This is a genomic window from Mastigocladopsis repens PCC 10914, from assembly GCF_000315565.1.
Classification (GTDB): Bacteria; Cyanobacteriota; Cyanobacteriia; order Cyanobacteriales; family Nostocaceae; genus Mastigocladopsis; species Mastigocladopsis repens.
Map to the genome: position 1 here is coordinate 1808681 of NZ_JH992901.1, position 20917 is coordinate 1829597.

The following is a 20917-nucleotide window of genomic DNA, read 5'->3' on the forward strand; positions in this document are numbered from 1 at the left end:
TGTCCATCAGTACGGCAGTTGCTTCAACGGGGGGAACCCCCGCAACGCACTGCCTCGTCCATCTGTGGTTCATTCTTTCTTTGTGTACCTCACCCAGTTGCAAACCGCTATAAGTGGGCGAAATTAAACGTAAAATACACTCTTAGCTCGTAGTGAGTACTAAAGTACTCAAGCTGGTTTGTAGTGAGTACTTTAGTACTCAGGGCAAGGGTTTTTAGGGCTAAAGCCCTTATTACAAACTTTCGTAAGAGAGTATAAAAGGAGCATTCAAAAGCAGAAAGACCCTAATAAGGGGAAACAAGTATTTCCCCTCTAATAAAGTGATTGGTAGCATGCATCTGATAGTTTTTAAAGTGTAGAAAATAGAGAGTTATCGCAATTCTAGTGGGGGAACCCTAACCCCCTACCTCCTTACTTTCTTCCCTACTAAAGGAGGGGTGCTTTAGTAGCAGATGGTTCTGGCACGGATTTGGTATCAGAGGTGGTTAGTGCATTTGGCTGCCATTTTTGGTTCAGAAAACCTAATTTTTGGAAATACTCTTTCCAATATTCTTGGTAAGTAGAGGAGCGCCATATTATGCACTCGGATGTGTTGTAATTTGTTGTATCATTGCAATAACTTGTTAGAGATGGGTCTTGTGGAGACAGTAAGGGAGAGGTTGCGTCGTCATCGTCATCATTCTCATCATCATCACCATCGTCGTCATCTCCTGTATAACTACTGTTATCCACGCTTATAGGATTGACCAGTTCTGGGGGAGAGGTCAGAAACCAAGTAGAGGAATTTGCCATCTTGTTTTCTGCTGTAGCCTTGGCTTGATTGTATAGAGTTGGTAGGATAGCCCCTAATTGGTCTAATTCTATAGCTGTCGAATCTATATCCCAGCCAATTGAATCCAATGCAGTGAGATCTGTATTTGCGATGACCTCTCTCTTACTTGCTTCCAGATAGGGTTCCATGATGCCGGCTTTGCCTTTTTGCCAGTGAGAAGCCTGCTCACCATCGCCACCTAAGGTGATATCTTCTCCTTTTGTCATGTCCTCAATCTTTGAATTGCCTCTGTTAAAGGTAAAGAAAGGATCGACACCAATTGATAAGTCTGGTATTCCCTTGATATCGGGACTGTCATCGTCACCTGAGATGACCTTGTCTTTGCTTTGAGTAGAGAAGCGGTATAGGTCTAGTGGAGTGATACTTTTCTCTACAACAGAATCTGTTATGGTTGCACCAGAGTTTTTTTTGTTTTTTATCGCTGTTATTAAGTTGGGATTATCCACCCCGCTAAGAAAGCCTAGCATATGACCCATTTCATGTACCGCCGTAGTCAAAAAGTCTAAGCTGTTAGACGGAATCGAGTTGTTTGTGTAGTTATAACTCCATGTCAATGGGTTGTTTGGGTCACTATTTAGGTTTGTGAGGTCTTTATTTAAGACAATATGTCCATCAAAACCAGCGTCTGTACTGGAAAGCATTCCTAGGGCTTTGGCATTAGCACGGGTAAAGTTGATGTAGCCAATATCCGATACCTTCTGATTATTGACCATCACCCTCAACCCAGAATCATCATCGTCGTCGTCTATCTTCTGAAAGTTTGTGTAGGCAGTACCATCATTTTGTGATTTTCTATCTGCATTAAACTTAGAGAGAAAAGTTTGGTAAGAAGTCTTTGGAACCAGCATCTCTGCTGTTGCACTTCCAAGAACGTTTTCAGGTACCGCATCAGTGGTCGTAGCAAACAGTTTGATGGTGACATCATCGGCAAGGAATTCGCTCCACACATTGGCTGCCAACTCCATACCAATCATCTGGTCTAGGGTAGTCTCAGGTCCGTAGTAGATTTGGAATTTTGTTGTCGTTGTTGCTCCAGTTGTAGTATATGTTGTGTCTGCCTGTACTAACTTGAGGTTAGCAATAGCTACAACATAGACAATGAAGGTTAGCAAAGATAACTTCCAACGACGAGTCCCTCGATTTCTCTTATTTGAGCGACTGTAGATGGTAGATTTCTGATTACTAATGCTTTTCATCGCGAGTTTTGCAACTGACAAGAAATGCTTTATTTTCAGAATCATGAAAATCTTCTGCCTTACTATTTCTATATTTTTAATGTAATTCATGTTGATTTTTCTTTAATCGAATTAATATATTCAAATTGAAAATTTTACGTAAAAATACTGAAAATGAGTGATATCCATTATCAGCATATCTAGTGAGACTTTGAAACTTTCAGGCATGAAAATTGCTTGAAAGGCTCTATGGATAAGGAAAATACATCAATAGGGATAAAAGCACCTCAAACCCAATTAGCACTAGCAAAGGTGTTTAATCAATGTTAAACCCTTGCTATTGTGGGACTGAGGCGCTTTTGAGCCTAGTTTTTTACAAAGTCCCACTAGTGTTAAATATAAACTTTTTGTAAAAATTTATGTAGAGATATAAATTTTTTATAAAAATACGAAACATTGGGTCAGTGGGATATAATGATTACGTTAAAGATAATAATTTTGTATATTTTCAAACCCATTAAACCTAAGAGTGGGAATGAAATTTATGTTGCTTGAGCTATAACTAGTATTTAGCGATTATCAATTTACATATTTCTTCTACGACTTCGTTAACCTGATTATAACCTCATCATTTTTTGATAAGAAAAGTGCTGTTTTCTTTAAAAGTTTATTTCTCATAAAAAAAATACCAGTTTGACTGATGGTCTAGAACAAAAAAAGACACTAAACTATTATGATTACTGGTATTTTATTACCAGCGATAGACATAAGTATTGTATGCAAAAGCAGCGTAACTCTATGCTTAAATACCGTCTATTCGGAAGCGCCTTGTTCATGTCATTGTCTTTTACCCCTATGTGGGTAACACTAGGTGCAGCCCAAGTGACATTCAAACCACCACGGATACTTGCACCGAAGGAGTCCACAGGCGGAGCTTCCCGGCAAGCTGACAACTGCCTGTTTGCTCAGACAACAAGCGCTACCAACTCGGTAACACCCCTACTTCCATCAAGCAGAATCGGCTTAACTGTCAAGGAGCGTCCGGCAATACTTGTCTACATTCCGCGAACTACCGTCAAAAAAGCATTGTTTAGTGTGCAAGATGAACAAGACACAAACCTCTACCAAACAACCATCGACTTGCCAGAAAAACCTGGTGTGATGGCAATCAAACTCCCAAAATCCGTGCCTGGACTCAAGACAGGCAAGAATTATCAATGGTCTTTGGCAATGATTTGCTCTGGTGAATTATTAGAGCCGGATAGTCCGTTGGTCAGTGGATGGATTCAGCGAGTCCATCCCCCTGTTAGCTTGAAAAATCACGGTCATTCGTCTCCTTCCTTAGAGTTGGTTTCTCACTTAGCCAAAAGTGGTATTTGGTATGATACCATCTTTGAACATGCCCGATTAAGGCAAGCCCAACCTAAGAATGCAACCATAACAGCTTCCTGGAAACAACTGTTAAATGATGTGGGTTTGAATGCGATCGCCCATGCTCCTTTGACGAATTAATCAACAGACTGGGACTCCTAGGCACTGACCTTCTAACTTGGCAATTTGGATGAGGGGAGCAGGGGTGAGAAAAAGCGAATTTCTCCCACTCAAACACTCCCTCCGTCCTTTACCCCAAGCAAAAGCAAAATGCGGTTCAATTGGAAAACCTTATTTCAACGTGTCTCGCCATTCTGGAAGTCTAGACTCATCCGTAGGGTGGTCAAAACGCAGTGGCGCTTTCGCTTTGTACTGCTTACAGCTCCCAGTGTGGCGTTTTGCGTCATTGTTGGGGGAATGGCTGGATTGTTCCAACTGCTGGAGTGGGAAACCCTAGAGCAATTTTATAATCTGCGTCCCAGCGAACCACCGGAAAAGCGCATTCTCATCGTCGCCATTGATGAAACAGACATCTCCCAAGTCGGTAAATGGCCAATTCCTGATCGTGTTTTAGCTGATTTGCTCATCAAGCTGAAAGCACAACAACCAGCAGTTATTGGCTTAGATATTTATCGAGATTTGCCTGTAAAACCAGGTCATGAGACCTTGGTTAAGGTGATGAAGTCTACACCGAACTTGATTGGTGTCATGAAACTGGCGGGAGCGCACAAGGTGCCTCCACCCCGCACCTTATCGCAACAAGACCAAGTAGCTCTTGTGGATTGGGTTGAGGATAGAGATGGCAAGGTACGGCGAGGCTTGCTGTCTGCTGGTGATGACAAAGGTGAAATTTTTTTGGGGTTAGCGTCTCGCTTAAGTGTAATGTATCTAGAACGCCAAGGTATTTCCTTAAAGCCCCTCGACGACAATGGAGATTCTTTGCAGTTGGGGAAAGCGGTATTTACACCTCTTAAGGGCACGGAGTTTAATTATCAACGATCAGATATCGGGGGATACCAAATTTTACTCAACTACCGGGGCTTTGGGGATAGCTTTGATATAGTGACTCTGCGGGAAGTGCTAAATGGTTCTGTGGCTCCGGAACGGATACGCGATCGCATTGTTTTGATTGGTACCACAGCCAAGAGTATCCGTGACGAGTTTTACGTAGGCTACAGGAAGAATGCACAACATAATAGTCGAACACCCAAGCCAGGGGTGATGGTTCACGCCAATTTAACCAGTCAAATCATCAGTGCAGCAATTGATGGACGACCTCTGATACGAGTTTGGTCTTATCATGCAGAGTGGCTGTGGATTTTCTGCTGGTCTTTTATTAGTAGTGGTCTTACTTGGAAATTGCTGTATATCAACTCCAACCGTCAGCAACGATTTCGGGGATTGCTGTTTATAGGAATAATATTTGCAATATCGATTATCTTAATGACTGCCTATCTGGCGTTTCTTGTAGGTTGGTGGATTCCCTCAGTTTCACCCTTACTGGCTCTGATTGGCAGTGCAATTATCACTGCCAACTTTTATAAAAAATTCAAACTAGCACAAGCCAACAAGCAACTACAGGAGTATTCTCGCACTCTCGAGCAAAGAGTCAGAGAGCGCACCAAAGAATTAGAAGCAGCCAAAATCGCCGCTGATGTTGCAAACTTTGCCAAAAGCGAATTTCTGGCAAATATGAGTCATGAACTGCGTACACCCCTCAACGGTATTCTAGGGTACGCACAAATCCTGCAACGCTCTTCCACCCTGATGAAATCTGAGATGGATGGCATTCGCATCATTCATCAGTGTGGTTCCCACCTGCTAACCCTGATCAACGATATTTTAGACCTGTCTAAAATTGAATCTCGCAAACTAGAACTATACAAGAGTGATTTTCATTTCTCGTCCTTCTTAACGGCAGTGGCGGAAATGTGTCGGATCCGTGCTGTCCAAAAAGGTATATTTTTTATATACCAAGGCGATCCCTTTCTCCCAGAATGTGTTTGCGCTGATCAAAAACGGTTGCGGCAAATATTAATTAATTTACTGGGTAATGCCATTAAATTTACTGAAAATGGGGGAGTCACTTTCAAAGTAGAGTTATTAGAAACACACAGAAAAGCCGAATCCCTGATCCACAAAGTGAGATTCCTAGTCGAAGATACCGGAGTAGGGATGACACCAGAACAAATAAAAAAGATTTTTTTGCCTTTTGAACAGGTGTCCGAAAAAAAGAACAGAACAGAAGGAACAGGTTTGGGTTTAACAATTAGCTCTAAACTTGCTGAGTTAATGGGAAGTAAAATCCAAGTTGAAAGTACTTTGGGCGTTGGCAGTAAATTTTGGTTAAATCTAGACTTATTGCTAGCCTGCGACTGGGTCAATACAGCCACCGTAGTCCAAGATAAAAAGATTATTGGTATTCAAGAGAAAAAGCCAAAAGTTCTCATTGTCGATGACCAATCGCACAATCGTTCCGTTGTCATCCAACTACTCGAATCCATTGGATTTTTATGCTTTGAGGCTACCAACGGTCACGAGGGTTTAGTAAAATTCGGGGAAATTCAGCCAGATTTAATATTAACTGATATCGCAATGCCAGTGATGGATGGCTTGGAAATGATGGGTACCATTAGGAGTTCGCTTAAACTGCAAAATCTGCCAATTATTGCCTCCTCTGCCAGTGTCTTTGAGGTTGACCGCTACAAAAGCTTGCAAGCAGGGGCGAATGAATTTTTGCCTAAACCAATCCAGATCGACGAGCTGCTGAAGCTGCTTAAGAAGTATTTACAACTGGAATGGATTTATGAAGAAACCACTAGCCAAGAGCAAATATCTTCCCCTACTCCATCTGCTGTTTCCAAGACAGAATTAATACCCCCAGCAGCAGCGGAACTGAAAAGATTGTTAGATTTTGCTATGAGAGGGAATATTCAAGGTATAGAGATATTGTTGGATGAACTGGAGAGATTAGATGATAAATTTCTACCGTTTACTACAGAAGTTCGTCAATTGGCTGACAACTTCCAAATCAAGAATATCCGTAAATTCATTCAATCTTTCCAGAGTAAAATTCCATGAATCCTAGTAGCTCTCAAAACGCCATCATCTTAGCTGTCGATGATAATCCCACAAATCTGAAAGTCCTGTCTAGTGCCATTGCCCATTTGGGATGGGAAATTTTGGTTGCTACTGATGGTGAAAGTGCTATTGAGCAAGCAGAATATGCTCGTCCTGACCTAATTTTATTAGATGTCATGATGCCGGGAATTGATGGATTTGAAACTTGCCAGAAACTCAAGGGGAATTCTATGACTCAGGAAATCCCCATAATTTTCATGACCGCTCTTTCAGACACCATTGATAAGGTCAAAGGTCTTTCTCTCGGAGCAGTCGATTACATTACCAAACCTTTTCAACCAGAAGAAGTCATAGCTAGAATTAACGTCCATTTAAAGCTGCATTTTTTGACGCAACAACTTGCAGTCCAAAATATAGAGCTAGAGAAACGGGTACAAGAACGCACAGCAGAACTTTCCAAAGCACTCCAAAAATTACACCAATCTCAACTCCAGCTAGTGCAATATGAAAAAATTTCTTCCCTCGGTCAGTTAGTTGCTGGTGTTGCCCATGAAATTAATAATCCTCTTACTTTTATAGATGGTAGTTTAAGCTATCTGGAAATTTTTATATCTGACCTGTTTTATCACTTGAAACTTTATCGTCAATATTATCCTAATCCAGTAGAGGAAATTATAGAAGATGCTCAAGACATAGAATTAGACAGGATGATTAAAGACATCCCAAAACTGATTTCATCGATTAATGTGGGTGTAGAACGGATAACCAAAATCAGTAGTAGTCTACGCATTTTTTCTCGTTCCGATGTTTTCCAGAAAACCACTTTTGATATTCATGAAGGCATTGAAAGTACCTTAGTACTCTTGAAGTATCGTCTGCAGAATCATAAAAATCGTTTAGAAGTGGAAGTCATTAAAGATTATGGTGAGTTACCAAAAATTGAATGCTTTCCTGGACAACTCAATCAAGTATTGATGAATGTTATTTGTAATGCTATAGATGCTTTTGATGAAGCTGCTCATAAAATTTTTAAAGAAGGCAAAAAGATTAAAGGCACTATTCATATTTCTACAGCAGTAAATGAAACGGAGACGCATATCATTATCTCCATAAAAGACAATGGACCAGGAATGTCACCCGATGTCAAAAAACGAATATTTGAACAATTTTTTACGACTAAGCCTGTAGGCAAAGGAACAGGTTTGGGATTATCAATTTCTCAAGAAATTGTGGAACAAAAGCATAATGGTAAGCTTCGCTGTTTTTCAGAATTAGGAGAAGGCACAGAATTTGTGATGGAAATTCCAATTAAATAAGAAGGCAGAAGGTTTTTTCAAATTAGATTAGCTAAAAAAAATAAAAGTAATATGTGTAACAAGCGTAAGCTGATGACATCAGTGAACTACACTCCCTGCTGGGGACTGATGACATTTTTGCTGCTAACGAGTCATTTTCCAGCATTGGCACAAAATGATTTGGGATTGAGGTTAAAAACTGGAAAGGCTGGTTTGGTAACTTTTGATGCCGCAAAGAATGGAAAATCTCCAGGCAAAAATGCCACATCCCAACTTGATGAAGGCAAGACGTTGTTTGAAGCAGGACGCTTTGCTGAGGCGGTTAAACTTTGGGAAGAGGCGGCAGCTGGTTATCAACGCCAAGGCGATATTATTAATCAAGCTTGGAGTTTGAGCTATCTTTCTTTAACCTATCAACATTTGGGGCAGTGGCAAAAGGCAGAGAAAGCCATTAGCAACAGCCTCAATCTCTTACAACAGCAAAAGGGGAATCCGGCTCCTCTAGCGGTAGCTCTCAATACCCAAGGAAATCTCAAACTTGCACTAGGAAAAGGGGAAGACGCCCTAAAAAGTTGGCAGAAAGCAGAACGCGCCTATGCTGCTGCTGGCGATACAGTGGGGAAAATAGGTAGCCAAATTAACCAAGCCCAAGCCTTGCAATCTTTAGGATTTTATCGCAAAGCGCAGAATCTGTTAGTAAGTGTCAATAAAAAGCTGCAAACTCAGCCTGATTCCCAATTGAAAGTGCAAGCATTGCAAAGTCTGGGAGTTGCTTTACAAGTGCTAGGAGATTTACAAAAATCCCAGGAAGTCTTAAAGCAAAGTTTGGCAATTAGTGAGCGCCTCAATTCTAGTGCAGACACCAGTAATATTCTTTTTCGATTGGGAAATACTGCAAGAGACTTACAGCAAAAGCAAGTAGCTTTGAATTACTATCAACAAGCAGCAGCGAAGGCAACTCATCCCCGCGTGGAAGTAGAAGCCCAGTTGAATCAACTCAGTCTTTATACACAAACCTCACAGTGGGGACAAGCTCAGTCTTTATTAGCGCCAATTAAATCTCAACTGGATAACCTTCCCCCCTCTCGCACGTCTATCTATGCAGCTGTGAACTTTGCCCGTAGTCTTTCTCAGTTGGCGAGACGGGATAGAGGAGAGTCTGCACAATACCACCAGCAAGCAGCGCGGGTTTTGGCTCGTGGTGTACAGCAAGCAGAAAACTTGGGGGATATGCGAGCCAAAGCCTATGCCTTAACTGAGTTAGGAGGATTATACCTCCAAACACAGCAGCTCGCTGAGGCGTTGAAACTGACCGAACAAGCCCAACAACTTGCCGAGGGAATTAACGCTGCTGATATTGCCTATCAAGCTTATTGGCAAATCGGGCGCATCCGCAAAATTCAGGGAGATACTAAGGCTGCGATAGTAGCATACAATTTATCCGTCAATGCCCTCAAGTCTCTGCGTAATGACTTGGTAACGATTAATCAGGATGTGCAATTTTCTTTTGAACAGAGTGTGGAACCGGTTTATCGGGAATTAGTGGATTTGTTGTTAGAATCCAACCCCAGCCAAGAAAACTTAAAGCAAGCCAGGGAAACAATAGAAGCCCTGCAATTAGCCGAATTAGACAATTTCCTTCGCGAAGCCTGTTTAGAAGCCAAACGGCAGCAGATTGACCAAATAGATAAGACAGCAGCGGTTATTTATCCGATTATTTTGGCTGATCGCGTGGAAGTCATTGTCTCTGTTCCCGGAAAACCTATTTCGAGCTACAAAACTTCTCTACCGAAAGCTGATATCGAGAACAGCATCAAACAGATGCGACAATCCCTCAATCCCGCTTACTCCAATGAAGAACGTTTGGAGCTGTATCAACAGCTCTATGACTGGCTGATTCGTCCAGCCCAGCCTCAGTTAGCCACCAGTGGGGTGAAAACTCTGGCATTCGTGCTAGATGGTTCCTTGCGAAATCTGCCGATGGCGGCTTTACATGATGGCAAACAGTATCTGATAGAGAAATATAGCCTTGCTCTCTCACCAGGGATGCAGCTATTGCAGGCGCGATCGCTCAAAGGGGAAAATTTGAAAGTGATTACAGCGGGACTGAGTGAAGCACGCCCAGGGTTTAACGCCTTGCCTGCAGTAAAGTTGGAAGTCAAAAAAATTGCCTCGGAAGTTAACGGCCAACTCCTTTTAAATGAAACTTTTACCACAGCCAATCTACGAAAAGCCATCCAATCGAAGCCTTTCTCGATTTTGCATCTGGCTACTCACGGTCAGTTTAGTAGTAGGTCTGATGAGACTTTTATACTTACCTGGGATAAAAAGATTAAGATAAAGGACTTAGCCGAATTAATTAAATCTAGAGACGAAGACAAAGCTAGCCCAGTGGAATTATTGGTTCTCAGCGCCTGCGATACAGCCAAAGGGGACAACCACGCTATCTTAGGATTGGCAGGAGTTGCAGTCCGTTCCGGGGTGCGTAGTACCTTAGCAACCCTCTGGGCTGTCAAAGACGAATCTACAGCCAAATTTATGGCGGAGTTTTATAAACAACTCAGCCAACCAGGAGCAACTAAAGCAGAAGCCTTGCGACAAACCCAATTGGCATTTTTGCAAAATGAAGATTTTTCCCATCCCTTTTATTGGGCATCGTTCGTCTTAGTGGGAAATTGGTTGTAATTCTGTTTTCAAACAACTTCTTATGAGTCTGTCGGATCTCCCCAATCTCTGGGTGCCTTTAGCGCTTTTAGGTTTAGTGATCATTGCTGCTGTGTTTTTTAGTAGTCGCAACAGTTGAAAACAAGCAATTAATCGTCTCTACGATAGGTGTGTCGTTGCTTATAGCAACTTTTGAGTACGTTGGTATATTATTGAGCTACTATACGCCCCTAGCTCCCATATCCTTTAGTACTGGTACTCAGCTAGATTTGCCAATGAGTACTAATAACTAATAACGCTGGAGTAATGACTAATTACTCCTATTGAGGGTTAAAATAAATCCCGATTGTCTTCCAAAATGTGAAAGCTTCATGATCTCCAGTAACGACTTTCGACCTGGTGTCTCGATAGTATTAGATGGGTCTGTGTGGCGAGTTGTGGAATTCCTCCACGTTAAGCCAGGGAAAGGCTCTGCCTTTGTGCGGACGAAACTAAAAAATGCCCAAAGTGGGAGCGTGGTGGAAAAAACGTTCCGCGCCGGCGAAACAGTTCCGCAAGCCAACCTGGAAAAAAGCACAATGCAGCATACCTATAAAGAGGCTGACGAATACGTCTTTATGGATATGGAAACCTACGAAGAAGGCAGATTGAGTGCGGCGCAGATTGGCGATCGCGTAAAATACCTTAAAGAAGGTATGGAAGTCAACGTCGTTCGCTGGGGCGACCAAGTCCTAGAAGTAGAACTGCCTAACTCTGTGGTGTTGGAAATTGTGCAAACAGACCCAGGTGTTAAGGGCGATACTGCAACAGGTGGTTCCAAGCCTGCAACTGTAGAAACAGGAGCAATTGTGATGGTTCCTCTGTTTATTTCCCAAGGAGAACGCATCCGCATAGACACTCGTAACGATACATACCTTGGCAGGGAGTAACTTTATTCTCACCTCTAGATGCAAATCCCGATTTTCATCTATGACAGGGATTTACATCCCTGCCTAACTATCAAATTCACTTTCAGTTAGATAAATATCTACTACCTAATTGCATGAGGTAAGAAAAGCTGTGCCATTGGACTTTAATGAAATCCGCCAACTGTTGACAACTATTGCACAAACCGATATTGCAGAAGTCACGCTCAAAAGTGACGACTTTGAACTAACGGTTCGTAAGGCTGTAAGCACTCATCAAATGTTGTCAGCAGGTCAAGCGGTGTTAGGCGCGGTTGGAGGAGCGGGATTGACGCCAGTTTCACCGTCGGTACCTTTGGTGGTATCCCCTCCGACCGTAACAGAAACTGCGTCAACTCGCGCCTTTGATAGCAATACAGGGGGCGTACAGTCGCCACTGATTCCCTCAGTCAAAGAACAGAAATTCGTTGACATCCCTTCACCAATGGTGGGAACGTTTTATCGCGCTCCTGGTCCAAGTGAATCGGCATTTGTGGAAGTGGGCGATCGCATAAGGAGTGGTCAAACAGTATGTATCATAGAAGCCATGAAACTCATGAATGAAATTGAATCAGAAGTATCCGGACAAGTGATAGAAATTCTCGTTCAGAACGGTGAACCAGTGGAATATGGTCAGCCTTTGATGCGAATTAACCCAGATTAAGTATTAATCTATATATCTATGTCTCTATGCCTCGTTGTTAAATGTCTTAGTTGAGTCCTTACGGGTCTACCCTGATGAAACAAGCGTTGCCTGTACCGCCAGAAGTTGTGCAACAAGTAGCTGAATACTTCAGCCTCTTGAGTGAACCTATGCGCCTACGGCTGTTACATTTGCTGCGGGATGAAGAAAAATGTGTGCAAGAACTGGTAGAGGCAACACAGACTTCTCAGGCTAATGTGTCAAAACATTTGAAGGTAATGTGGCAAGCAGGAATCCTCAGCCGCCGCAGTGAAGGAACTTCTGCCTACTACCGAGTGGAAGATGAAATGATTTTTGAATTGTGCAACAGGGTTTGTGATCGGCTTGCCTCCAGGTTAGAACAGCAAGCCCGTAACTTTCGCATTTTAAATAGCAAGTAGTCAGTTGTTAGTGGTGAGTGGTTAGAACTAACCACTCACCACTCACTAATAACTAAAGTGAATAATTTTTCTCAAAGCTTTCACGGGTCAGTGGCTGTTCCAACTCCAGACCTTCACCACCTAAAACGTCCAAAGTTTTGCCATTTACCTCAATGTAGACTTTAGCATTATTGTTTAAGGCTGTAGCAGTGTAGACAACTTGCCCCACGCGACCCATCATTGAAGAACTACCACCTCCACTGGTAAATTCTTCCGATAAATTAACGTGGATACCATCATTTGCCACCTTAACACCCAGCAGCTTGGTTCCTTTTGGAATCGTGGTAGACTCCGTTCCTTCTGTCGGTCCTGCTAATAATTGTTGGAAAGCTCCTTCTAAAACTTGGTTAGGCGAATTCCCACCTGCTTTAACTTGAACTGTTTGCGGAACCAATTTAAAACCAGTGCCAGTGTCTTGCAGCCAAAAGACTTCAGCATTTCGCTCAATACCAAACTGGTTGGTTGAGCGCGGAGGTTGAGTTTCTCCTGGAGCAGGGATTGGTGCTGGAGGATTATTAGCGGATTTCCACGTAAAATAAGCAACACCACTACTCACGGCAATCACTGCTGCTGAAACAGATGCAATAACACCTGGAGAAATACGATGAGATCCTTGCTGTTCTTTCATATTGAAAACCTTCCTTTGGGCTGAAATAGTATTTTTATGAGGAGAAGCCTGGTTAACGACGATACTCATGAGCCGGGGGTTTCCAAAAACCTAGAGGATGGCTCTATTCGTAAAAATGCGGCAGTCTCTAATTCTTCTGGTCTTATATTCAATTTTAGAAGCCGCACTTGTAGACCGTCATCTTCCAAATTTCCTAAATCTAATCGTTTGTTGATATTGTCCACAATTGCATTGACAAATTGAGGTGGAACCTGTTCACCATTGGCTGTCACAACTGGCTCAACTAGCTGGATATTCTTCCCACCAACAATACGCAATCCTGATTCCACCCTGATTAACAAGGGTTTCTCCAGACCTTTCTCCTGTAATTCTACTTGGAAACCAAAGCGGTTGTTTGCAAAAAATTTTACATTTGGATTAGCAAAATTATATCCGGACTTATCCCCTGTCTTTGACGAATCGTCTGTGTTAATTTTTAGCTTTTGCAACAAGGTCATGAATTCTGGTGATTGTAAGAGTTGATTGATATCTTGCTGAGTTAACACCAAACGGACACCAGCTTGTAAAGGTCGTTTGAATTTAGGTCGTTTTTGCCCAAGACTACCCAGTTCTAATTCAATTGCATCGGTTTCTAATTCTAAAGCCGCGATGCGAATTTCTTGCCACTTGAGTTGCAAAGAACGTCCTGCAACACGCACCCTTTCCACCTTGCCTTGCAGCAATTGATGAGTTGGGGCATTGTCAACTCGCACTTGCAATTGTTCAACCTGCTCCAACTGGGAACGGATAGCACTTTCAGCAGTTCGATCTACCACCAGTCCTACCGGGGTCACTAAACCCAATAAGCCAGATACAAGGAGTGTGAAAAATTCCATTTGTCCATAATTATTGGATTAGGAAATAGTTTGTAGTAGGCGATGGTAGCGCCTACTACAAACTCACGACATTGCCTCATTCATCCACTGCTTTAATGTAGATACAACTTCAGCAATCGCAATTTCGTGTGATTTGCGGCTTTTTCGTTCAACAACTTCAACTTTGCCATTGGCAATTGCTCGCCCAGTGACAATTCGGTAAGGAATCCCAATCAAATCCGCATCTTTGAATTTCACTCCCGCCCGTTCATTACGGTCATCAAGCAAGGTTTCAACTCCCGCTTGATTAAGTTGGGCGTAGAGTTTTTCTGCTATTTCCACTTGTTGGGTATCGTTAATATTAGGAATTGTAACAATCGCGTGATAGGGTGCGATCGCTACGGGCCAAATAATTCCATCTTGATCATAAGATTGCTCTACAGCAGCTTGAGCCAAGCGTGACACGCCTACACCATAGCAACCCATAAATAGAGGTTTCTCTTCACCCTGTTCATTGGTATAAGTTGCACCCATTGCGATGGAATACTTAATGCCTAATTGGAAAATGTGACCCACCTCAATTCCTCGGGCACTTTGTAAAGTTTGCTCGGGATTATGGATAGCGCGATCGCCTAATTTTGCCTTCCGTACATCTACCGCCAGTTCTGGTAACTGAAATTGCTCTCCCCAATTTGCCCCAACGACGTGATAACCAGATTCGTTTGCACCCGTCACAAAGTTTTTTAAATCAACTGCTGTTTTATCTACCAAACATAAAAAGCGAGGGGCAACATCCTTAGCGGACTTATGGGGGTTTTCATTTGAGTCGAATACACTACGTGTTACTGAATCTGGTATCGTATCTATAGTAGCGGTTGTTGTGTCTGAATCCCGATCACGGATTGAAATTGCAATATCAGGAGCAATATAACCTAAAGGCAAAGACTCAACTGCCAATTTTTTCAGGTCTTCTGCATCTGGTACTGCAACTTTGATCACCGTCTTAGCACCGTACTTAGGAGCTAATTTCGTCAACTCATTTTGTAATTTGACCTCATTAACTTCCTGGTCGCCTCGGATGCTCACCAGCACCAACACTGTTGTCCCATTATCAAAAATTGTTTGGTAAAGGACGTTTTTCACAACTTGGGTGGGGGAACATTTCAAGAATTGACAGAGTTTCTCAATTGTCTGGCTCTCTGGTGTCTCCCGTTTTTCATAACTGGTAAACGGCGAAGGTTCCACCTCAGGTGGTAAAGAAACCGCCTTTTCCACGTTAGCCGCGTATTGCCCATCTTCAGTGTAGAGGACTTCATCTTCGCCAGCTTCCGCCAGCACCATAAATTCTTGAGAAGCAGAACCACCTATTGCCCCAGAGTCAGCTTGCACGGCACGAAAAGCCAAGCCAGACCGCCGTAGTATATTACAGTAAGCGGTGTGCATATCCTGATAACTTTTTTCCAGACTTTCTTCATCTATATTGAAGGAGTAAGCATCCTTCATGATGAATTCTCGTCCACGCATCAAACCAAAACGGGGACGGATTTCATCGCGGAACTTAGTTTGAATTTGGTAGAGCAACTGTGGTAGCTGACGGTAGGAGCGAATCATATCACGAGCAATTGCCGTGATGACTTCCTCGTGAGTGGGTCCTAGCGCTTGTTCTTGGTCGCGACGGTCTTTGAGGGCGAACATGATCCCCTCAGCTTTGGTGTAAGTGTCCCAGCGTCCAGACTCTTTCCATAAATCAGCAGGTTGGAGTTGGGGTAAGAGACATTCTTGTCCACCAGCGGCGTTCATTTCTTGGCGAACAATTTGAGAAACTTTTTGCAGTACCCGCCACATGAGCGGAAGATAAGCATATACACCGCTACCGATGCGACGAATGTAGCCTGCGCGGAGTAAGAGTTTATGACTGGGAATCTCCGCATCTGCTGGGTCATCCCTAAGTGTGACGAATAACATTTGTGACAGTCGCATCGTTCATCCCCTTTCCAAATTCGATAATTTCTATCTCAGTTAATTTAAGTTTAGGAGCTTGTTTATAAAGTACCAGGCGATTAAAATCGCGGCTATACATCCGCTTTCTTAACAACTGCTGTGTGATAGCCGTGTAACTTCCAGTCGCTAAAACATCAACCAGCATACTTTATAAACCCCTTTTGAAATGTTCGCTCGCGACTTGAAGAGATAATCACTTTGCCCGATGTCTTTTATCAAGCATAGCCACCCCGAGAATTTATCTCTCCCGCGCTAGACCCCCTGTTTCTACAAGTCTGTCAGTTGTTTCTGCCCAGCTTAATACACTCGAAAGCGGCAATTAGTCATATTGAAGCAGACAACGTAGAGGTTTTGCTGGATCTGTATCGTCAGTTTCAGGATCGTAAAATCCCTTTTTTAATAGCATTTCGCCATCGCAAGACAGAAGACCCAATTTGTTTGGTCTACTTGCTTTCCCAGATTTTGCCAAAAGTAGCATGACACAAGGGTAGAGCGCTACAGCCTCCGATTCATGCCCATTTTATCTATGATCGTGGAATTTCTCTATGGGCTGGCTCCCACCATATTGGCTAAATGAAATCTCAAATTAAGCTAAAATCAAAATGCCCCTAGGGGGGATTAATGTTGTGATATCTTAAATAAAATAAAGATAAGTAACAAATATTAAAAACATTGGTTAACAATACATTGTCCTCTTACGCTGCTTCTACTTCTACGATCCAACAAGTTCAGCCCACGAAAAGCGCTGAAATTCCTTTGATGTGGAAAGTCGCCTCCCAACCAGCATGGTTAGTATTTGCGGCGGCGGTGTTTCTGGTGTCTGTGCCTGTGTTTATTGAAGCACCACTAGTGCGATCGCTTCCGTGGCTAAGTTTAGCCCTAACAGTAGGTTGGGTCTGGCTAAGTTTTAAATTAATGTCGCATCCCTCCACTTATACGTGGGGAGATTTGCTCTTAGGGTTCAGTTGGAGTTGGTTAGCAGGCTCAATTTATTGGGGCTGGTTGCGCTGGGAACCTTTATGGCATCTACCTGTGGAGTCTATAGGTTTGCCATTTGCTTTGTGGTGTCTAAGTCGTAACTGGGGCAAAATAGGTCACTGGTTTTATTTAGGTTCATTACTTGGTACAGCGTTGACCGATGTGTATTTCTACCTGGTAGATTTAATTCCTTATTGGCAGCAAATTATGCAGGTAGAATCAACAGCTGAGGTGACATCAATTTTGCAAAGTGCTGTAGCGCAAGTACAAACGCCTTGGGGACAAGGCTGGGCGCTCATTCTCGCTACAATCCTATTGACGGTCGGGATTTTGCCTTTACCCAAGAAGCAGCGGCACTGGTACGCTTTTAGTGGAGCAGTTTTAAGTACTATTTTGGTAGACTGCCTGTTTTTACTGGCTGCAGCTCTAGCGTGAACGACCGCAACATCTAGTAGGCTCCTCTTACCAAACAAACCAAACAAAAATCTTATTAAAAGCCTAAGTTTGATGTAGGTCTAGCAAAATCATGGCTCATTTTCAGAGCGCCTCACTTTACCTCAAAGATTTTCAGATACCCAAAGTCCGGATTGGGCAATTCTTCTGCTTTAGCGTTTATTAAGCTCCACAGCAGTGTTTACGAAGAATTTTTGGCAAAACTATGGTCAAACCTAGTAGCGGTAAGTCTTGTGGATATTAATACGCTGTATATTAGTTTCTGATACTGCTGTGTTGATTAAGCTATCAGTTATCAGTCAAAGCATAAAAAGTACACAGTAAAGAGTGGGATAATGAGTCAATATACTCAACAATTAGCACTTATTGCTCAGCACTTTCTTTGCACTGACTGCTTTTAGCTTAAGGCTTTAATTTCAATTAGAGTGGATGGAAAGAGGTAAAAAATAGTGAAACGATTGGTGCGTTTATTAACAGTGTTTAGTCTGTTGTTAGGATGTTGGGGATGGCTGGGAACTCCTCAGATAGCTCAAGCATCTGACTTCAACTCAATTGCTTTTCGTTCAATTCCAGTTCTAGCAGTTGAGGGAACTCAAACCCTCCGCAACCGTGCAGACGCTAAACTGGCCGAGGTTTACGGTAAAAAAATTGATTTGAATAATACCAACGTGCGAGCTTTTCAAAAGTACCCGGGACTGTATCCAACCCTCGCAAGGACACTCATTAAGAATGCTCCTTACCAAAAAGTCGAGGATGTGTTGGAAATTGCAGGATTGAGTGAACATCAGAAACAAGTTCTGCAAGGTAACTTAGATCACTTTACTGTGTCAGAAGTGGAATCTGTTTTCACTGAAGGTGACGACCGCTTCAACAACGGTATCTACAGGTAATCCTACTTGCAGCTGATTAAGCCGCACTTCCCCCACTCCTTTCTAGGAGTGGGAATTAGTTTATTCAGGAAGAGGGCAAGTAAGAGTAGGGGTAGTAGGGGGGAGTAAGGGCAGTAGAGGGAGAAAATACTTCTCCCTATTCTCCCACTTCCCCATCTTCCTCCACTCCCCCTACTTCCTATACATCCCTCTCCCTCCCCACACCCCACACCCTGCCTTGCCTGGTGATAGATATTCCTAGCCAATTTGATGTCATCGTTGTCGGTGCTGGTGCTGCTGGACTATACACAGCACTATGCATACCTGCCGAGTTGCAAGTCGGCTTGATTACCAAAGAAACAGTTTCTCTTTCTGCTAGTGATTGGGCGCAGGGTGGCATTGCCGCAGCGATCGCCCCACAAGATTCTCCTTCTCTACATATTGAAGATACAATACACGCAGGTGTTGGCTTGTGCGACGCAAAAGCTGTAGAATTCCTTGCCAAACAAGCTCCTAGCTGCATTCAATCCCTCGTAAAATTGGGAGTAGCCTTTGACCGTCATGGCAGCCAGTTGGCTTTAACCTTAGAAGCTGCTCATTCTCGCCACCGCGTTCTCCACGCCGCAGACACCACAGGTAGGGAAGTGATCACGACTCTGACTGCCCAAGTCCTACGACGCCAAAACATTCAAGTTATTCAACAAGCTTTGGCGTTAAGTTTATGGCTAGAACCAGAAAAACAGTGTTGTCAAGGAATTAGCCTGTTTTATCAAGGTCAAGTCAGATGGATCAGAGCAAATGCCGTGGTTCTGGCAACAGGTGGTGGCGGTCAAGTGTTTGCCCAAAGCACAAACCCTGCGGTTAGTACAGGTGATGGGGTAGCGATGGCATGGCGTGCTGGGGCTATTCTCCGGGATTTGGAATTTGTGCAATTTCACCCCACGGCTTTGACTAAACCCGGTGCTGACCGCTTTCTCATTAGTGAAGCTGTACGTGGCGAGGGCGCACACCTTGTCGATGATGAAGGGCGGCGTTTCACTTTTGACTATCACCCTGCGGGTGAACTTGCTCCCAGAGATGTGGTTAGTCGTGCAATTTTTATGCACTTGCAACACACTTGCGTTGACCCAGCAACTGCTCATGTATGGTTAGATATGCGTCCCATCCCTGCCGAAAAGATTCGCCATCGCTTTCCTAATATCATCCAAGTTTGCCAGCACTGGGGTGTGGATGTCTTCTCACAACCAATTCCCGTTGCCCCTGCTGCCCATTACTGGATGGGTGGTATTGTTAGCGATTTAATGAACCAGACAAATATTCCCGGTTTATACGCAGTGGGAGAAACTGCAAGTACTGGAGTGCATGGAGCAAATCGCCTTGCAAGTAATTCCTTGCTGGAATGTATTGTATTTGGCGCTCAAATGGCTTATCTTCAGATTAAAGATGCCAGTACACAAGCAGATTTGCCAGTTCCTGTGCAGGAATTTCGCGCCGATGTAGACGAATGGCAAAATCAGCAAGAACACTTAGAATTACTACGGCAGAAAATACCGCGTCTGGTTTGGCAAAGTGCAGGTATTTGCCGGGAGCAATCAGGGTTGGAAGGTGCGATCGCAACTATTGAATCTTGGCAGCAAGATTTTGCTGGTTTGCCTGTCAGTCAATTCTTATTGTCTTTACGTCCTACAGAATCAGCTCGTTTAGATTTACCTAATGTTGAACGGCAATTGCGACTATGGGCAGAAACTCGCAACTTACTGGATGTCGCTTATTTAATTCTAAAAAGTGCTGCTTTTAGAACCGAAAGCCGGGGAGGACACTACCGCTTAGATTATCCTCAGCTAGACCCTAACTGGCAAGTCCACACACTTGTACAACAAACCAATTGGTGGAAATCTCCCATTGTTGATTAAGAACTTGTAGCGTACCCGTAAAGCATATTTTGAATCGTCTATCGAGTCCCGCTACCATGCTGGCTATCAGGACCACCATAATTTGGGGGCTCGTACTCACTCTCAGAGTTATCACTCGAAATAACTTGCTTTGATTGAGAATCAAGCTGGAGATTTATCAAGCCATAATTGTGTCTGGTGTTAAAACCCATCGCAACCGCAGTATCAACCTTTTTGGAAGTTATCAGACAAGCTCCGATAAATAATATCGCAACGCTAGTGAGTCTCAAGCTAGTTCTCATATCCCTATGTAGATTCCCTTTGTTGTTGCTTTAATTTTGTTTTTTTTATACTTTACAAAAGTATGTATTGCTTAATATTTCTTAACATTAGCTCTGTCAACCGCATAAGCACTTAACTTTCGCAACCTTCGGTAATATCTAGTAGCTTAACGACGATGCTATTTTTGCTACTTTCTATCTTAAGTTAAGTTTTATTATTCACAGACAACTATTCACATCTACCTTAAGAGGGACTTCCTGTACTAGATTAAAAGGGCTGAATTTGTATCCTAGGCTTCACTTAACAGAATCTTAATTTTACAGCGGTTTTCAAATCAATGAACCACATCTGCACTCATTTCAATCTCTGTAGAGACGCGCCATGGCGCGTCTCTACAATGTGGTCTATTTACCCGAAAATTGCTGTAAGACGAGATACGACGTTATGTAGTGGAGTTTGTTACGCTATGTTAACGC

Annotated in this window: 15 protein-coding genes and 1 pseudogene; 11 read left to right on the forward strand and 5 right to left on the reverse strand. The window is 43.0% G+C overall.

All coding sequences use genetic code 11. The annotated features are described in order from the left end of the window. Nucleotides 1-426 precede the first annotated feature (426 nt). Nucleotides 427-2028, reverse strand: a complete 1602-nt coding sequence (locus tag MAS10914_RS0110175) for an NF038122 family metalloprotease (protein WP_033365812.1) — start codon at nt 2026-2028, stop codon at nt 427-429. A gap of 834 nt (nt 2029-2862) precedes the next feature. On the opposite strand from MAS10914_RS0110175, the gene MAS10914_RS0110180 reads away from it, so the two are divergent. The 7 genes from MAS10914_RS0110180 to MAS10914_RS0110210 all read left to right on the forward strand — a co-directional run bounded on the left by MAS10914_RS0110180 (nt 2863) and on the right by MAS10914_RS0110210 (nt 12445). Further along, nucleotides 2863-3519, forward strand: coding sequence for a DUF928 domain-containing protein (locus MAS10914_RS0110180; protein ID WP_232224142.1), 657 nt, complete (start codon nt 2863-2865; stop codon nt 3517-3519). A 129-nt stretch (nt 3520-3648) separates the two neighbouring features. Continuing rightward, nucleotides 3649-6459 carry a CHASE2 domain-containing protein gene (locus tag MAS10914_RS0110185; RefSeq protein ID WP_017315831.1) on the forward strand — a complete coding sequence of 937 codons (2811 nt, stop codon included), beginning with the start codon at nt 3649-3651 and terminating at the stop codon, nt 6457-6459. Then, nucleotides 6456-7775, forward strand: coding sequence for a hybrid sensor histidine kinase/response regulator (locus MAS10914_RS0110190; protein WP_017315832.1), 1320 nt, complete (start codon nt 6456-6458; stop codon nt 7773-7775). Before MAS10914_RS0110185 ends, MAS10914_RS0110190 begins: the two co-directional genes overlap by 4 nt. A 51-nt stretch (nt 7776-7826) precedes the next feature. Further along, the gene (locus tag MAS10914_RS0110195; protein ID WP_017315833.1) at nt 7827-10439 is read left to right on the forward strand and encodes a CHAT domain-containing protein; all 2613 of its coding nucleotides are present in this window, start codon (nt 7827-7829) and stop codon (nt 10437-10439) included. Nucleotides 10440-10789: 350 nt separating this feature from the next. After that, the gene (gene efp / locus MAS10914_RS0110200) at nt 10790-11347 is read left to right on the forward strand and encodes an elongation factor P (protein WP_017315834.1); all 558 of its coding nucleotides are present in this window, start codon (nt 10790-10792) and stop codon (nt 11345-11347) included. Between the two features lie 130 nt (nt 11348-11477). Further along, nucleotides 11478-12026: an acetyl-CoA carboxylase biotin carboxyl carrier protein gene (gene accB, locus MAS10914_RS0110205; protein ID WP_017315835.1), complete on the forward strand. Its 549-nt coding sequence runs from the start codon at nt 11478-11480 to the stop codon at nt 12024-12026. A gap of 74 nt (nt 12027-12100) precedes the next feature. Further along, complete coding sequence (locus MAS10914_RS0110210) at nt 12101-12445, forward strand: ArsR/SmtB family transcription factor (RefSeq protein WP_017315836.1); 345 nt, start codon at nt 12101-12103, stop codon at nt 12443-12445. A gap of 52 nt (nt 12446-12497) precedes the next feature. Here the strand turns inward: MAS10914_RS0110210 and MAS10914_RS0110215 are convergent, their stop codons facing one another. The 4 genes from MAS10914_RS0110215 to MAS10914_RS0110230 form a co-directional block, all read right to left on the reverse strand. Next, nucleotides 12498-13112 carry a GerMN domain-containing protein gene (locus tag MAS10914_RS0110215; RefSeq protein ID WP_026082459.1) on the reverse strand — a complete coding sequence of 205 codons (615 nt, stop codon included), beginning with the start codon at nt 13110-13112 and terminating at the stop codon, nt 12498-12500. A 65-nt stretch (nt 13113-13177) separates the two neighbouring features. Then, on the reverse strand, nt 13178-13987 hold the full coding sequence (locus tag MAS10914_RS0110220; RefSeq protein WP_017315838.1) for an LmeA family phospholipid-binding protein: 810 nt from the start codon (nt 13985-13987) through the stop codon (nt 13178-13180). 63 nt (nt 13988-14050) lie between these two features. Continuing rightward, nucleotides 14051-15931: a proline--tRNA ligase gene (locus tag MAS10914_RS0110225; protein WP_017315839.1), complete on the reverse strand. Its 1881-nt coding sequence runs from the start codon at nt 15929-15931 to the stop codon at nt 14051-14053. Then, on the reverse strand, nt 15912-16112 hold the full coding sequence (locus MAS10914_RS0110230; protein ID WP_017315840.1) for a hypothetical protein: 201 nt from the start codon (nt 16110-16112) through the stop codon (nt 15912-15914). The genes MAS10914_RS0110225 and MAS10914_RS0110230 overlap by 20 nt, the downstream gene beginning before the upstream one ends. A 95-nt stretch (nt 16113-16207) precedes the next feature. Here MAS10914_RS0110230 and MAS10914_RS35470 point away from each other — a divergent pair. The 4 genes and pseudogenes from MAS10914_RS35470 to nadB all read left to right on the forward strand — a co-directional run. Further along, a pseudogene (locus MAS10914_RS35470) lies at nt 16208-16528 on the forward strand (1-acyl-sn-glycerol-3-phosphate acyltransferase); the annotation flags it as partial. Between the two features lie 111 nt (nt 16529-16639). Beyond that, nucleotides 16640-17380: a DUF3120 domain-containing protein gene (locus MAS10914_RS0110240; protein ID WP_017315842.1), complete on the forward strand. Its 741-nt coding sequence runs from the start codon at nt 16640-16642 to the stop codon at nt 17378-17380. A gap of 467 nt (nt 17381-17847) precedes the next feature. Then, nucleotides 17848-18288, forward strand: coding sequence for a photosystem II complex extrinsic protein PsbU (gene psbU / locus MAS10914_RS0110245; protein WP_017315843.1), 441 nt, complete (start codon nt 17848-17850; stop codon nt 18286-18288). A gap of 221 nt (nt 18289-18509) precedes the next feature. After that, nucleotides 18510-20180: an L-aspartate oxidase gene (nadB, locus tag MAS10914_RS0110250; RefSeq protein ID WP_026082460.1), complete on the forward strand. Its 1671-nt coding sequence runs from the start codon at nt 18510-18512 to the stop codon at nt 20178-20180. Nucleotides 20181-20917: the final 737 nt, after the last annotated feature.